This is a genomic window from Nonomuraea aridisoli, assembly GCF_003236395.1.
Lineage (GTDB): Bacteria > Actinomycetota > Actinomycetes > Streptosporangiales > Streptosporangiaceae > Nonomuraea > Nonomuraea aridisoli.
The window spans coordinates 18,664-33,382 of sequence record NZ_POUD01000078.1 but is presented as its reverse complement, the minus strand read 5'-3'; the positions used below and the strand labels follow the sequence as shown (position 1 = coordinate 33,382).

Genomic DNA, 14,719 nt, shown 5'->3' with positions numbered 1-14,719 from the left:
GCCCCTGATAGGGCCCGCCCCCTCAGGGACGGTACGGAGCCCGCCACCGGGCTGTCAGAAGGGCCGCCGGGAGTCGAAGTAGACGCGGACCGTGGTCGCGCCCGGCCGGGTGTGCACGCGGACGAGATCGCTGAGCAGGTTGACGATGAGCAGGCCGCGCGAGCCTGGGCACTGCGGGTCGACCGGCCGGCGGCCCGCCAGCGGGTCGGTGATGTGGCCGCGGTCGGCGACCTCGCACACCAGCACGCCGTCGTCGTCCCACACCCGGACCGTGCCGGAGCCGCCGCCGTGGTCGAGGCTGTTGGCGGCCAGCTCGGCCACCACGAGCCGGATGTCGTCGAGGCGGTCGCCGCGGAAGCCCAGCTCCGCGCCCTCCCGCGCGGCCAGCACGCGCGCCGCCGACAGGTTGGTGCGGTCGAACCGCAGCAAGGCGCACTTCTCCGGCTCCTTGAACGGCCGGTTGTGGTGCTGGAGCACCACCTCGGGCGCGTAGTCGCGGCTGGGCCGCTCCGCCGCGCCGGCGCGCAGCACGGGATGGGTGCGCGCCGCCTCGCGCAGCACCTCCTCCGTCAGGCCCACGGCGTCGTATGGGCACACGATCGTCACCCGCCGGCCAGCGAACGACGGGTTGATGAGCGCCTCGTGCTGGGCGCAGGCGGGATATTCGACCTCGGTGCGGCCCGGCCAGATCGGCTCGCCGATGATGCGCACGTGGCGGCCGGGGTGCCGGTCGGCGAAGTCGCGCAGCACGGCCGGGAGGATCCGGCCCGGGTTGCGCCCCGCCTCGGACATGTCGAGCAGGCGGACCGCCCCGGCGTCGGGGCCGAGCGCCGACCTGATGAGCGCGAGCCTGGCCGGCGGGACGGCCACCGCGACCGGCTCGCCGGCGGCCAGCCCCGCGCGCACGAAAGCCGTGGTGGCAGCCGTGTATTCGCGGTCCCCCCGGTAGAAGAGGGCCACGTGGTGGAAACGCTCGGCCGACATCGCTCATCACGCTACCGAAGCGCGAGGAGTTCACGGCAATCCACGGGGTACCTCTTATCATGTGAAAAGAGTCCAGGTCATCCACCGTCCCCGCCCAAGCAGGCCTAAAGAGCCCACCCTCGATCTGCGCACTCCCTCCGGCCGACGCCTCCCGTTCTGATCGGCGCGTCCCTATGCTCGAGATATGTCGGAATTGCAGATGCGCGTCTCCGACGCGGACCGCGAGCGCACGGCGCAGCGACTACAGCAGGCGTTCACCGAAGGCCGCCTCACCCACCTGGAGCTCGAAGACCGCCTCGAGATCGCGCTGACCGCGAAGACCTACGCCGACCTGCGGGGCCTGGTCACCGATCTGCCGGTGGAGCAGGTCGACGAGGTGATCGACCTGGAGTCGAAGTCGGGCAACATCAAGCGCTCCGGAGACTGGGGCGTCCCCCGGCGGCTGCGCGCCGCCTCCAAGTACGGCAGCGTCGAGCTCGACTTCTCCCAGGCCGTCATCCCCCACCAGGTCGTGGAGGTCGAGCTGGACCTCGCCTACGGCTCCGCCAAGATCATCCTGCCCGAGGGCGCGGCGGCGAACGTGGACTCCTTCCGGTCCGAATGGGGCAGGGCCGACTCCGACGTGCCCGGTCGGCCCCGTCCCGGCGCCCTGTACGTGGTGATCAAGGGCCACGCGAAGTACGGCGGCCTGACCGTGCGCTATCCGCGCAGGCGCAGGTTCACCCACTGATGGAAGAGGCCGATGTGGTGCTCGCTCGGCACGAGCACCCCGCCCTCGCGGTACGCCCGTGACGACATGCCCGGCTGGGTCCGTTCGCAGGCGTCGAAGTCCTGCTCGTTGACCCGGTGGAACAACTCGACCGACCGTGACAGGTCGGCGCCCGAGGCGACCACGTCGGGGTGGTAGAGCCAGTCGCACTCGACCACCGTCCGGTCCACGGCCATGGGATACATCCGGTGCAGGATCACGTGGTCGGGCACCAGGTTGACGAACACCTGCGGCTTGACGGTGATCGCGAAGTAGCGGCGATCCTGCTCCTGCGCCACGCCGGGCAGCCTGTCGAAGCCCGGCCCGCCGTCCACGGTGAAACCCTGTGCCCGCTCGGCGAAGGCGGCGCCGTGACCGACGTAGTACTGCGCCGCGTAGCCGCCGGCGAACTCCGGCAGCACGGCGGTCAGCTCGGGGTGGATGGTGGCGCAGTGGTAGCACTCCATGAAGTTCTCGACCAGGAGCTTCCAGTTGGCCTTGACGGTGTAGACGATGCGGCGGCCGAGGGCCAGCTCGTCCACGCGGTAGCGGTCGATGGCCTCCGGATCGCCGAGGCGCTCGATGGCCGCGTACGTCACGGTCTCCTCGAACGACGGCGGCTCGGCCGCCAGGCACACCCACGCGTAGCCCAGCCATTCGCGCAGGTGGACGGGCACGAGCCCGTACTCGGCCCGGTCGATGTCGGGCATCTTGGCCAGGTTGGGCGCGGCGGCGAGCCGGCCGTCGAGGTCGTAGGCCCAGGCATGGTAGGCGCACCTGATCGTGCGGCCGGCCTGGCCCGCCTGCTCGACGCACAGGCGGGCACCGCGGTGGCGGCAGACGTTGAGGAAGGCGCGCAGCCGCTCGTCGCGCCCCCGCACGACGATCACGCTCTCCCGGCCGACCTGCACGGTGCGGAACGCGCCCGGCTTCGGCAGGTCCTGCGCGCGGACCGCGCAGAACCAGAGGCTTTCGAAGATCTTGGCCTGCTCGTCGGCGAAGATCTCGGGGTCGGTGTACGAACGGCCGGGAAGCGTGGGGATCAGGCTCGACGTGCTGGTCAACCGACACCGCCTTGTTGCGTATTACGCGCAGAGTTGCGCTATATGCGGCATCGTGCGGCGGCGCTCAGGACACTGTCAAGAGGTAGTTGCTGGCGCCGCGCAGCCACGCGGTGTACATCCTGGTCGCCAGCCGGTCGGGGATGAGCCCCGCGAAGGTGTGCTGGACGTTGGTGACCTCCGTCGCGGCCAGCCGGGCGGGCCGGCGCACCACCTTCGTGCGGGCCCGCTCGTAGGCGCGCAGGTCGCCGATCGAGCCGCTGAGCGCCCAGGCGTCCTCCAGCGCCTGGTTGGCGCCCTGGGCCATGGTGGGCGGCATGGTGTGCGCCGAGTCGCCGGCCAGCGTCGTCGGGCCCTTCCCCCAGGCCACGGGGACGTGATGCCGGTGGTGGGGGAAGAAGTCGGGCTCGTCGAGGCTCTCCAGGACGGCCGGCACCGGGTCCGGCCAGCCCGCGAACCGCTCGCGCAGCCGTTCCACGATGCGGGGGTCGTCCTCCCAGAAGGGCCGGCCGGGAGCCGATCTGACGTCGAACCACCACAGCAGCCGGCCCCTGCCCGCCGGGATCAGCCCGCACAGACCCTGCCCGCCGGGGATCATCACGGCGCGGCGCTGCTCGGTCAACGTGGTCGGCGCGGTGGTGAAGCCCTGCCAGGTGACCCAGCCGCTCAGCCGGGCCGGGTCGTCGCCCCACAGCGCGGCGCGCACCGCCGAGCGGCGGCCGTCGGCGCCCACGAGCACGTCGCCGCGGACGGTGCCGCCGCCGGCCAGCCGCACCTCGGCCCGCTCGGGCACGACGTGCTCGGCCCGCGCCCCGTACGTGACGGGCACGCCGTCGGCGAGCACCTCGACCAGCTCGCTGCGGGCCACGTGGACCGTCGGGTGGCGGTAGCGGCGTTCGGCGGCGGTCAGGTCGACGGTGAACAGCGGGCGGCCGTCGCCGGACCACGACTCCATGGTCTCCAGGCGGCGGCCGACGCCGCCGAGGTCGGCCTTGAGCCGCTCCAGGATGGCCGTGCTGCCGGGCCAGAGCGTGACCGAGCCGCCTGCCGTACGCGGCTCGGGGGCCTCCTCGTACACCTCGACGTCGTGGCCCGCGTTCAGCAGGCCGCGCGCCAGGGCGAGCCCCGCGACGCCGGCGCCGATCACCACTACCCTCATTACCGTCCTCGTTCCATGAGACCCTCAGTATCAGATACTTGGAGTATCACAATGTCTGCACGCGGCCGCAAGCCCGACCCCACGGTCGGCGAGCGCATCCGGCAGGCCGCGGCGACACTCGTGCTCACCCACGGCCTCGACTTCACCATGGACGACGTCGCCACCGCGGCCGGCGTGGGCCGGGCGAGCGTCTTCCGCCGGTACGGCAGCAAACGCGACATGATCCTGGAGGCCATCGCGGGTTTCATGGACGCCCACGTCGCCGTCCCCGACACCGGGTCGCTGGCGGGCGACCTGCACGCGGTGGTCACCGACACGCTCGCCCTGTGGCGGCTGCCCGGCATCGCGCGCCTGGCCAAGCAGGTGTACGGCGAGGCCGGCCGCGACCCCGCCGTCGCCGAGATCCTCCGCACCGGCATGCGCACCCGCATGGAACGCTCGTGGGTCGTGTACGAGCGCGCGATCGAACGCGGCGAACTCTCTCCTGACGCCGACCTGTGGCTGCTCACCGACATGTTCACCGGATTCGTCGCCTACCGGGGGCTCCTGGACCTCCCCCTACCCGAACCGGAGGACGTTGTTCGAGCGCTCTTGCATGGCTTTACACCCGCTTGACACCCTTGGTGTTACTGGGGTGCAAGTGACGGTTAAGTCGTGACTTCTACCGTGCTTTTCGTTCGCTACATCTACGAAGGGCACGGAAAATGACACCCCCTCGACGTCGCCTGGCCATCACGGCCGCGACGCTGACTCTTGCCGCCCTCGGCGTCACCTCCTGCGGGGCCGTCGGGCAGGCCGTCGACTGCAACACGGCCGCGAGCGAGGCCAGCAAGATCGCCACCGAGTGGAGCAACGCCATCACGTCGAACCCCACGGACCAGAACGCCTTCGGGGAGGCGTCGAAGACCGCGGCGGACCAGACGAAGGAGCTCGCGGGCAAGTACGACGGCGAAGTCGCCGCCGCGCTGAACGACCTCGCCGACGGCTTCCAGACAATGGAGGGCGGCGACCTCACCAGCGCCACGGAGTTCACCGGCAAGCTGAACGGCTTCACCAGCAAGATCACGGCTGCCTGCTCCTGACGGGCCCGCGGTCGCCGTCCCCCTGTGGGGGGCAGGAGAGGACGGCGACCGCGTCTGCTCACCTGATCACGCGGCGGCGACGAGCGGCCCGGCGAACCGGCCGACCATCTGGTGCGGGTCCTCTCCGCTGAGTGAACGACGCCGAGCTGCCGGCCGGAGACCACGGCGCGCATGACACCCGCCCGCTCACACGGCGCTGGACCGCTCCCGGGCTTGGCGGTACGCCTGGTCGAACCCTTCCAGCACCGAAGGCCACGCGCCGGCCGTGGGCGGCGTCGCCCGGTTGTGCGCCGCGATCGACGTGCGCAGCTCCGCGTCGGAGCACAGCCGCGCCACCGCCCGCGCCAGATCGCCCAGCGAACGCCCGAGCAGCCCCTCGGTGCCGTTCGTGACGAAGTCGGCGACCCCGCTCTGCGCCCTGGCCACCACGGGCAGGCCCGCCGCCCGCGCCTCCAGCGCCGCGATCCCGAACGACTCGCGCGGCGCGGGCGCCACGAACACGTCGGCCGACTCCAGCACCTTCGCGATCTGCTCGCGGGTGTAACGGCCGGGCAGCGACACCCAGTCGGCCATGCCGTGCCGGGCCAGGTAACGCTCCATCTGCCCGCGCGCCGGGCCGTCCCCGACGATCGTCGCCCGCATCGGGATGCGCGCCGGCACCCGGGCGCGGGCCGTGCGCAGCAGCCGCAGCAGACGTACGGGCTGCTTGCGCGGCGCCAGCCGGCCCACCGCGACGATGTGCACCTCCTCGCGCCGGTCGGGCGGCCCGGGCGGCGGCGCCCAGCCCGACAGGTCGAGCCCGTTGGACACCACGCGCACCGGCACCGTCGGCCCCGCCACCGCCCGGATCGGCGCCGCGGCGGCGTTGCTCACCGTGGTCGCCACCAGCCGCCACCGCTGCCAGCCGTACGCCAGCCGCAGCAGCCGGTAGAGCGCCCGCGTGCCCGGATCCCACATGCTGTGCACCGTCACCACGCACGGCACCTCCGCCCGGAACGCCGCCCGCACCCCCATCCACGCGAACGGCGAGACCGCCCCCGTGTGCACGTGCACCACGTCGGGACGCGACGAGGTGATCAAACGCGTCAGATGACCCACGCCGAACGGATGCACCGGCAGGTCGAACGGCATGCGCGCGACGACGCGGCGCACACCCTCGAGCGGCTCCCCCCGGGTCGCCGTGGCCACCGACACCTCGTGCCCGGCCACGCGCTGCATGCGCACGAGATCGGCCACCTGGACCTCGATCCCCCCGAGTCGTGGCAGGTAACAGTCACTCACGTGAAAGATCCGCACCCCTCCCAGACTAATCTGGGCCTGTGCCTCCACGTACCGCTGTGTTCTTCCATGCCCACCCCGACGACGAGGCCCTGCTGACGGCGGGCACCATGGCGAAGCTCGCGGCCGAGGGACACCGCGTGGTCCTCGTGGTCGCCACCGCGGGCGAGCGCGGCCTGGCCGAGATCGAGCCGGGCGAGGCCCTCGGCGAGACCAGGCTCAAGGAGCTCTACACCTCGGCCGCGCTGCTCGGCTGCGCCCGCGTCGAGTGCCTCGGCTACGGCGACTCAGGGCTGAGCCCCAAGGGCGGTGTCGCCGACGAGCGGCCCGACAACGCCTTCATCGACGCCGACACCGAGGAGGCCGCCAAGGCCCTCGCCGCGATCCTGCAGGAGGAGCAGGCCGACCTGCTGACCATCTACGACCCGGCGGGCGGCTACGGGCACCCCGACCACGTGCAGGTCCACCGCGTCGGCAGGCGGGCGGCGAAGATCGCGGGCACCGAGATCGTGCTGGAGGCGACGGTCAACCGCGACCCGCTGGTCCGGCTGCTGAAGCTGGCCGGCCGCTTCTACCGGTTCCCGCCGGAGTTCGACGTACGCACGTTCGAGAGCGCGTACGCGCCGGGCGAGACGATCACACACCGGGTGAACGTCCGGAAATATACGAAACAGAAGCGGGCCTCCATGGCCGCGCACGCCTCCCAGGCCAGCGGCGGCGACAGCGACCGCACCCTCGCCGTCATGCTGAAGGTCCCGCGCCCCCTCTACCGCCTGGTCTTCGGCACCGAGTGGTACGTCCGCCGCGACCTGCCGCCCGGCGCCCGCCTCACTCATCCCTTCGACGGGTGGCCGAAGTAATACCACCGGACGACGGTCTCGCCCTCCCCCGCACGGCAGACTGGACCCACAATGAAGAACAAGTGGCTCCAGATCGCCCTGTCCGTGCTGTCGCTCGGGCTCGCCGTGCTGCTCGTGGTCTACCTCCCGCAGATCGTGCGCGCCCTCACCGGCAAGCCGGTCTCCTGGCACGAGATCGGCGCGGTGTTCGGCAGGCTCGACGCCGGCGAGATCGCCCTCATGGCCGCGCTGTGGCTGCTCAGCCTGCTGGCGTACTCGTTCGTGCTGACCAACTCGCTGCCCGGGCTGAACAACCTGCAGGGCCTGACCCTCAACGCGGCCGGCAGCGCGGTGAGCAACCTGCTGCCGTTCGGCGGCGCGCTCGGCGTGGCGCTGTCGTTCGCGATGACCAAGGGGTGGGGCTTCGGCAGCCGGCCGTTCGTCGTCATGACGCTCGTCAGCGGCATCTGGAACACGTTGTTCAGGTTCGTCCTGCCGGCGGTCGGCATCATCGCGCTGCTCCTGGCGGGCGAGGTGCCCGACTCCACCGTGGCGAACGCGGGCTGGACGGGCGCGATCTCCATCCTCGTGCTCTGCGCGGTCGTGGCGGTCGCGCTCTACTGGGAGCGGGCCGCCGTCGTGCTCGGCCGGGTGCTCGACGCCGTCACCCGGCTGCTGCGGCTGCGGGTGCACGCCTCCGAGGCGTTCCACCGGCTGCGCGCCGACACGGCGGACGTCGTGCACACCCGGTGGCCGGGGCTGTCGCTCGGCATGCTGTTCTTCCTGGGCTTCCAGTGGGCGATCATGGCGGTCTGCATGCACGCCACCGGCGCCTGGCCCGGCCTCGCGCAGTCGATCGCCGTCTTCGCGCTGTCGCGCGTGCTCACCAGCGCGCTGATCACGCCGAGCGGCGCGGGGATCATGGAGGGCGGCGTGGTGCTGCTGCTGACCACGGCGTTCGGTGTGCCGGCCGCACCGGCGACGGCCACCGCACTGATTTTCGGGTTCTGGACTTACACTATCGAGATCCCGTTCGGCGGCCTGGCACTGGGCGCCTGGGCACTGCTGCGCAGGCGCAACGGCCGGAACGCCGGCGCGGAGCCCCCATCCGCGATCTCGAAGGCTGCCCAGTGATAATCCCGAACCCGTCGCGTGTTAGTGAACCCCGGGCCTTGTGCGTGGTTCCCGGGCGCGCATAGCGTGGCGGCTGACATGGTGGCGTTCCGAGTTCTGGGGCCAGTCGAGGCGTACGAACACGACGACGAACTCGACCTCGGCGGTCTGCGGCAGCGGGCCGTCCTCGCCCGGCTTCTCGTGGCCAGGGGGCAGGTCGTCCCTGTTGACACACTCCTTTACGATCTGTGGGACGACGACGCGGCCAAGGGCGCGCAGTCGGGCCTGCAGGTCTACATCTCGCGCCTGCGCAGGGTGCTGGAGCCCGGCCGCCCGCGTGGCGGCCCCAACCGGCTGCTGGTGACGGTCGCTTCCGGTTACGCGCTGCGCGTGGCGCCCGACCAGGTCGACGCGCTCCGGTTCGAGCAGCTCGTCCGCGCCGCCGGCGAGCACCTGGAGGAGGGCGACCCGCAGTCCGCCCGCGCCCGTCTGGAGAAGGCGCTCGGCCTGTGGCGCGGCACCCCCTACTCCGACTTCGCCGACCAGGCGTGGGCCGAGGCCGAGGTCAACCGGCTCACCGAGCTGCGTCTGGTGGCCCGCGACCGCCACGCCGACACCGGCCTGCGGCTCGGTCTGCACGCCGAGACCGTGCCCGACCTGGAGGCGCTCACCACCGAGCACCCGCTGCGCGAGGAGGGCTGGCGGCTGCTGGCGCTCGGCCTCTACCGCTGCGGTCGCCAGGGCGACGCGCTGGCCGCGCTGCGCCGGGCCCGTACGATCCTCGCCGACGAGCTGGGCATCGACCCGGGGCCCGCGCTGCGCAAGCTCGAGTCCGACATCCTGGCCCAGTCGCCCGAGCTGGACCTGGCGCCGCCGGCGCGCGCCCCGAGGGCCGCCGCGCCGGTCACCGACACCTGGCCGCCCCGGCCCGCCCAGCCCGTCGAGCCGCCGCCGCTGGAGCCGGAGCCGTTCGTCGGCCGTGACGCCGAGCTGGCCCGGCTGACCACCGCGGCCTCCCGTACGGGCCGGTTCCAGGTCGCGGTGGTGACCGGCGTGGCCGGCGCGGGCAAGACCACGCTGTTGCGCCGGCTGGAGAGCCGGTTGGCCGACGACGGCTGGATCACCGCCTCGGGCGCCTGCCCCGACTCCAGCGCCACCCCGCCCGGCTGGGCGTGGGTCGAGATCCTGCGCACGCTCGTCGGCGTGACCGGCGCCGGCGAATACGCCCAGTTGCTCGCGCCGCTGCTCGACGACGCCGCCCCCGATCCGGACGAGGACGAGGTCTCCGGCGGCTTCCGCCTGCACCGCGCGGTCGGCGGCTATCTCGCGGGGGTGGCGCGGCGTGGCCCCGTGCTGCTGACGCTCGAAGACCTGCACTGGGCCGACGACCAGACGCTGGCCCTGCTGCGCGCGCTGCCGAGCCTGCTGGCGACCAGCCGGGTGCTGCTGGTGGTGACGTGCCGCGAGAGCGAGCTCGACGACCGCCAGTCCGACGTGCTGGCCGCTCTGGCCCGGCTCGGCCCGGTCCGCGTGGGCCTGTCGGGGCTCGACCCGAAGGCGGTGGCCGAGCTGGTCAAGGCCACCTGCGTCCGCGAGATCGACGAGGACGCGGTCAAGTCGATCGTCGAGCGCACCGCCGGCAACCCGTTCTTCGTGCGCGAGACCGTGCGGCTGCTCGACTCCGAGGGCGCGGCCGATCGGGCCAGCGCCACCGAGGTGCTCTCGCAGGTGCCGTCCGGCGTGCGCGACGTGCTGCGTCGGCGCATCTCGCGGCTGCCGTCGGGTGCCCAGCAGATCCTGTTGCAGGCCGCGGTGATCGGCCGCGACGTCGATCTCGACGTGCTGATCGCGGTCGCCGGTGACGAGGACGCGGTGATCGAGGCGGTCGAGGCGGCGCTGCTGGCGGGGCTGGTGACCGAGCCGGGGCCGGGGCTGCTCAGGTTCGACCACGACCTGGTGCGCGACACGATCTACTCCGACGCCTCCCGGCTGCGCCGCACCCGGCTGCACGCGGCCGTGGCGGCGGTCATCGAGCAGCGGGCGCCGTCCGACGTGGCGGCGCTGGCCCACCACTACTTCCTGGCCGACGCGGCCGGCAAGGCGGTCCACTACGCGGGCCTGGCGGCCGAGCAGGCCGAGCGGCGCTTCGCCCACCGCGAGGCGGCCACGCTGTGGGAGCAGGCCATCGCCGCGTTCGACCGGTCCCGCGGCGACCAGCAGGGCGACCTGCCCGTGCGGGCCAAGGAGCGGCTGCGGCTCATGCTGCGCCAGATCCGGGCGCTCGCGCTCTGCGGCGACATGGAGGCGGCCCGGCTGCTGCGCCGCCAGGCGATGGACGCCGCGCTGCCGCTGGGCGACCTGGAGCTCACGGCGAAGGTGGCGGCGTCGCTGGCCGTGCCGCACAAGGGCATGGCGCGCGATTTCACCCGTACGGCGTGGGAGATCGTCGACGTCACCGAGAAGGCGCTCATGGAGCTGCCGCCGGGCGAGCAGCGGCTGCGGGCGAGCCTGCTCACCACGCTGGCGCTGGAGCTGGAGGGTTCCTCCGCGCCCGAGCGCGGGCGGCAGGCGTCGCTGGAGGCGCTGGAGCTGGCCCGGCAGAGCGGCGACCCGGCGCTGATCGCCGCGGCGCTGAGCGGGCGGCTTCGCCAGTCGTACGACATCCCGGCGGTCGATTCGCGGGAGAGCATCGGCCGGGAGCTGCTGGAGGTCGCCCAGCGTTCGGGTCAGATGGCCACCCAGGCCCTCGCTCACCTGGTGCTGCTGGAGTGCGCGGCGGCGAGGGGCGAGTTCGCGGCGGCCGACGAGCACGCCGCGGCGGCCGACGCCCTGGCCAGGCAGTACGACCTGTCGGCGCCCGCCGCGGTCGTGGTCTGGTACTCGGGTCAGCGGCTGATGATCGCCGGTGACTACGAGGGCGCGGAGCGGGCCTACCGCGAGGCGGCCCGCATGACGGCGCGGGCCGGCATGCTGGAGGGCCGCCAGGACCTCCCGCTGATCACGACGTTCTGCCTGCACCTGGTGGCGGGGCGGGCGGCCGAGATGGTCGACCTGCTGGCCGAGAAACACCAGCGCGGCGCGAAGTGGACGCTCGACGCGTACGCGCTGGCGCTGGCCTCGGCGGGCCACCTCAGCGATGCCAGGGCCGTGGCCGCCACCCGTCCGCCGGTGCGCCCCGACTTCCTGTACGAGCTGGCGATGACCTGGCGGGCGCTGGCCGGCATGCTGCTCGACGACCGCGAGCGGATGGTCGACTGCTACGACAAGCTCAAGCCGTTCGCCGACCGGGTGGCGGGCGCCGGCACCGGCGTGGTCGCGCTGTGGCCGGTGGCGCTGACGCTCGGCGACCTGGCTGTCCGCCTGGGCCAGCCCGAGGCCGCGCGCGAGCATTACGAGAAGGCGCTGGAGGTGGCCGAGCGGGTGGGCGTGCCGCGCTGGGTTGAGGCGGCCCGGCAGTCGGTCAGCAGCTCACCTGGAAACGCTCGCTCGTGACGGCCTCGCCGCCGGCCGTCAGCTCGACGCGGTACCACCCGGGGTTGCCGGAGATCTGGGCGCGCCACTCGGCCGTGCGCTCGGCGCCGGCGAAGCCGTCGTGGCCGCGCAGGTACGTCCGCCAGGTCTTGGTGGCGGGGCTCCAGCGGGCGAGCCGCCAGCCGTAGCGCATGCTCTGGCCGGGCTCGGGGTTGACGAGCAGGCTGCGCGCCTCGTACGAGCGGGCGCAGCCGCCGTCGGCCACGACGCTCACGGCGATCTCGCCGTTCTTCGCCGGGGCGACCTCGGCGGCGGGGGCGGTGACGGGCAGCGCGCGGGACGACAGGGTGATCTGCTCGGCCCGGGTGTCGGAGGTCGCGGCGCCGTAGGCGGAGAATCCGACGTACGCGCTGGTGAAGGCCAGGGCCGCGACGAACATCCGGGCCGCGCCCGCGGTGCCGGTCAGGACGGCCGCGCTTCTGGTCGACATGGTCTCCACCTCTTCCTGCTCACACCTAGAGTGAGGCGGAGAGGTTGAGCGCTGCTTGTCGGCTGGTTGCAGGTGGTTGTAGCACAAACGTCCACTTTTGAACTAAGGTAAGGCTGACCTAAGGATCAAGGAGGGGATGAGCAGCATGCGGCTCGCGACGTTCGCCGTCCCCGCCCCCACCGCTCCGTACTGGCTGGGGCTGCCCTACTGGCTGGTGGGCGCCATCCTGATCCTGGCGCTGTTCGCGGCGTTCCAGGTCTATTACTGGGTCGGCCGCAGGCTCGGCGAGCGCCTCTACGAGTCGCGGGTCGGCGTCAAGATGGGCCGCGAGCGGATCGCGAAGATCGAGCAGGTCGTCGAGAAGTGGGGTGCGCTGGCCGTCTACGGGTGCTTCTGGGTGCCCGTGCTGCGCCACACGCTCCCGTGGGTCGCGGGGGCGCTGCGCGTCTCCTATCCCTGGTACGTCGTGGCCAGCGCGCTGGGCTGCCTGACCTGGGCGCCGATGTGGTGGTTCGGCATGACGGCGCTCGTGTGGGGCTGGCTGGAGCTGGCCGCGCGCTCGCCGCTGGCGGCCGGAGCCGTGGCCGTCGCGGTCGTCGCCGTCGTGGCCTGGCTCTCGGTACGCCGCCGGCGCAGGCGGCGCGCGGCCGAGGAGAAGGTGCCGGTCTCCTAGCGCTCGCTCGCGCTCAGGTCCTCGATCACGGCCTCTGGAGCGTTCCTGCGTACGGTTTCGATGCCGTTCACGCATGCCATCTTGGACGGGAACCCGCTTCCGACGGCGAGCGTCTGCCCGTTGTTCGCGACGAGAGCGAAACGGTATCCGCCCTGTTCATCCTCACTAATGATGAATTTTCCTGCCATGACTGTCCCCCGCCATATCGGATCTATGAATGATTTACCCCCGTCTGATAGCGACTCATAGCTGAATTAAGCAAACGAAACCTTGATCGCCTGTCACCATGATTGTCATGCGTATTGGGGGTTTCATCAGCTCTGTCGTAGTCGCCACGCTTGTGGGGTTCTCTTCCCCCGCCGTGGCCGCCGTGGAGGCCCCGCACGTCGGGGCGAAGTCCGCGTACGTCATCGACTCCGCAGGAACGGTCCACTACGGCAAACGGCACACGAAACGCATGCCGGTCGCGAGTCTGGTCAAGGTCATGACCGCGTACGTCGTGCTCAGCGAGGCGCAGTTGAGCGACGTCATCAGGGTCGACGCCATCGACGTCAGGTACGCCGCCCGCGGCGGCGCCGCCACCGCCGGTCTGCGCGCCGGTGAGCGCTTCACCGTCAGGGACCTGCTGTACGCCCTGATGCTCCCGTCGGGCGCCGACGCCGCGAACGTCCTGGCCCGGCACTACGGGCCCGGCAAGACGGCGTTCGTGGCCAAGATGAACCGGGCCGCCCGCGCGCTCGGGCTCTCCGACACCCGCTACACCAACGCCGACGGCATGCCGACGCCCGCCAACGGCGGCCACTCCACGGCCGCGGACCAGGTCAGGCTGGCCCAGCACGCGATGCGCAGCAGCGTGTTCAGGACCATCGTCGGCAAGCCGGTGCACCGGGTGGCCAAGACGGCCGTGCACCGGGCGCACGTCTGGCACAACACGAACAAGCTGCTCGACCGGGCCGACGACGTGCTGGGCGTCAAGACCGGCTTCACCCGGGCGGCCGGCTACTGCCTGCTGTTCGCGGGCGAGCGCAACGGCCGGGAGGTGGTGGGCGTGCTCCTGGGCGACCAGAACGAACGCCGCTTCACCACGGCCGAACGCCTCCTCGACTACGCCGACGACCAGATCGCCTTCGGCTGACCCGCGCGAAGAACACCGCATGACACGGGAAGGCGTTCAGCGGAACGTGATGCGGCCGGCGCCGGAGAGGGTGGTGGTGCCCGCGGTGGCGCAGCCGAGGAGGGTGGCGGGGGCGGCGAGGACGCCGTGGACCCGCGCGCCGGTCAGCCGTCCCGCCGTGACCGCGCCGTCGAGCAACGCCTCGGCCGGATGGCGGGCGACCAGGCGGTCGGCGCGCAGACGCACCTTCGAGGTGCCCGCCGGACGGCCGGTCACGTCGAACCACGTGACGAGGACGCTGCCCCGCACCTGCCGGACGCTGGTGCACGACGCCTGCGCCGTGGCCTTCAACACGGCCCACCCGGAACGCAGCGACGCCGCCGACCGGCCGGCCGAGGCGCAACCGGTGAGCTCGAAGTTGCCCCGGACGGCGACCCGGCCCGGCACCAGCCGTACCGGAGGGGTGAATCCCAGCGGCCGCACCAGCGGCGTGGCGACATCACACACCAGCACCGGGCCCGGCGCACGAGCCGCCACCCGAACGGGCACCCCGCCGACCGGGGCGTCGGGCGGAGGCGGGACGGCGGAAGCACGGCCGGCGATCACCCCGGCAAGGGGATGAGGTGAAGACGAGAGAGCGGAACCGGCGGGAGCGAGGGCGGCGACGAGCCAGGCGGTGATCAGCCAGGCCGTGTGCATGGGAGCCC

The 14,719-nt window shown here is 72.4% G+C and carries 15 protein-coding genes; 8 read left to right on the top strand and 7 right to left on the bottom strand.

Translation table 11 applies throughout. The features are described from left to right. Nucleotides 1-54 precede the first annotated feature (54 nt). Nucleotides 55-984, bottom strand: coding sequence for an anti-sigma factor RsbA family regulatory protein (locus C1J01_RS20070; RefSeq protein WP_111180517.1), 930 nt, complete (start codon nucleotides 982-984; stop codon nucleotides 55-57). Between the two features lie 184 nt (nucleotides 985-1,168). On the opposite strand from C1J01_RS20070, the gene C1J01_RS20065 reads away from it, so the two are divergent. Further along, entirely contained in the window at nucleotides 1,169-1,714 is a 546-nt protein-coding gene (locus tag C1J01_RS20065) for a DUF1707 SHOCT-like domain-containing protein (protein ID WP_235854551.1), read from the top strand. On the opposite strand, the gene C1J01_RS20060 is transcribed toward C1J01_RS20065, so the two are convergent. Both C1J01_RS20060 and C1J01_RS20055 read right to left on the bottom strand, forming a co-directional pair. After that, nucleotides 1,684-2,796, bottom strand: a complete 1,113-nt coding sequence (locus C1J01_RS20060; protein ID WP_111180515.1) for an aromatic ring-hydroxylating oxygenase subunit alpha — start codon at nucleotides 2,794-2,796, stop codon at nucleotides 1,684-1,686. The two genes, C1J01_RS20065 and C1J01_RS20060, sit on opposite strands and share 31 nt — an antisense overlap. Nucleotides 2,797-2,860: 64 nt before the next feature. Further along, nucleotides 2,861-3,952 (bottom strand): FAD-dependent oxidoreductase, encoded by a 1,092-nt coding sequence (locus C1J01_RS20055; protein WP_111180514.1) that lies wholly within the window; start codon nucleotides 3,950-3,952, stop codon nucleotides 2,861-2,863. A 51-nt stretch (nucleotides 3,953-4,003) separates the two neighbouring features. Between C1J01_RS20055 and C1J01_RS20050 the strand changes: the two genes are divergently transcribed. Next, the gene (locus C1J01_RS20050; protein ID WP_181448866.1) at nucleotides 4,004-4,567 is read left to right on the top strand and encodes a TetR/AcrR family transcriptional regulator; all 564 of its coding nucleotides are present in this window, start codon (nucleotides 4,004-4,006) and stop codon (nucleotides 4,565-4,567) included. A gap of 89 nt (nucleotides 4,568-4,656) precedes the next feature. Continuing rightward, nucleotides 4,657-5,034 (top strand): DUF8711 family protein, encoded by a 378-nt coding sequence (locus C1J01_RS20045; RefSeq protein ID WP_111180512.1) that lies wholly within the window; start codon nucleotides 4,657-4,659, stop codon nucleotides 5,032-5,034. 186 nt (nucleotides 5,035-5,220) lie between these two features. Here C1J01_RS20045 and C1J01_RS20040 read toward each other — a convergent pair whose 3' ends face one another. Further along, nucleotides 5,221-6,315 (bottom strand): glycosyltransferase, encoded by a 1,095-nt coding sequence (locus tag C1J01_RS20040; RefSeq protein ID WP_111180521.1) that lies wholly within the window; start codon nucleotides 6,313-6,315, stop codon nucleotides 5,221-5,223. Nucleotides 6,316-6,353: 38 nt separating this feature from the next. Here C1J01_RS20040 and C1J01_RS20035 point away from each other — a divergent pair, with 38 nt between their 5' ends. From C1J01_RS20035 to C1J01_RS20025, 3 genes are all read left to right on the top strand, one after another. Next, the gene (locus C1J01_RS20035) at nucleotides 6,354-7,172 is read left to right on the top strand and encodes a PIG-L deacetylase family protein (RefSeq protein WP_235854550.1); all 819 of its coding nucleotides are present in this window, start codon (nucleotides 6,354-6,356) and stop codon (nucleotides 7,170-7,172) included. A gap of 51 nt (nucleotides 7,173-7,223) precedes the next feature. Beyond that, a complete protein-coding gene (locus C1J01_RS20030; RefSeq protein ID WP_111180510.1) occupies nucleotides 7,224-8,285 on the top strand; it encodes a lysylphosphatidylglycerol synthase domain-containing protein in 1,062 nt (353 codons plus the stop codon). A gap of 78 nt (nucleotides 8,286-8,363) precedes the next feature. Further along, the gene (locus C1J01_RS20025) at nucleotides 8,364-11,756 is read left to right on the top strand and encodes an ATP-binding protein (protein ID WP_111180509.1); all 3,393 of its coding nucleotides are present in this window, start codon (nucleotides 8,364-8,366) and stop codon (nucleotides 11,754-11,756) included. Here the strand turns inward: C1J01_RS20025 and C1J01_RS20020 are convergent. Further along, the gene (locus C1J01_RS20020) at nucleotides 11,725-12,225 is read right to left on the bottom strand and encodes a hypothetical protein (protein ID WP_146615662.1); all 501 of its coding nucleotides are present in this window, start codon (nucleotides 12,223-12,225) and stop codon (nucleotides 11,725-11,727) included. The two genes, C1J01_RS20025 and C1J01_RS20020, sit on opposite strands and share 32 nt — an antisense overlap. Nucleotides 12,226-12,361: 136 nt before the next feature. Between C1J01_RS20020 and C1J01_RS20015 the strand changes: the two genes are divergently transcribed. Beyond that, complete coding sequence (locus C1J01_RS20015; protein ID WP_235854549.1) at nucleotides 12,362-12,898, top strand: DedA family protein; 537 nt, start codon at nucleotides 12,362-12,364, stop codon at nucleotides 12,896-12,898. Here the strand turns inward: C1J01_RS20015 and C1J01_RS20010 are convergent. Beyond that, the gene (locus C1J01_RS20010) at nucleotides 12,895-13,086 is read right to left on the bottom strand and encodes a YegP family protein (RefSeq protein WP_111180507.1); all 192 of its coding nucleotides are present in this window, start codon (nucleotides 13,084-13,086) and stop codon (nucleotides 12,895-12,897) included. The genes C1J01_RS20015 and C1J01_RS20010 overlap by 4 nt on opposite strands. 173 nt (nucleotides 13,087-13,259) lie before the next feature. On the opposite strand from C1J01_RS20010, the gene C1J01_RS20005 reads away from it, so the two are divergent. Further along, nucleotides 13,260-14,033: a D-alanyl-D-alanine carboxypeptidase family protein gene (locus tag C1J01_RS20005; protein ID WP_235854548.1), complete on the top strand. Its 774-nt coding sequence runs from the start codon at nucleotides 13,260-13,262 to the stop codon at nucleotides 14,031-14,033. Nucleotides 14,034-14,069: 36 nt separating this feature from the next. Here the strand turns inward: C1J01_RS20005 and C1J01_RS20000 are convergent, their stop codons facing one another. Beyond that, nucleotides 14,070-14,711, bottom strand: coding sequence for a hypothetical protein (locus C1J01_RS20000; RefSeq protein WP_111180506.1), 642 nt, complete (start codon nucleotides 14,709-14,711; stop codon nucleotides 14,070-14,072). Between the last annotated feature and the right edge of the window lie 8 nt (nucleotides 14,712-14,719).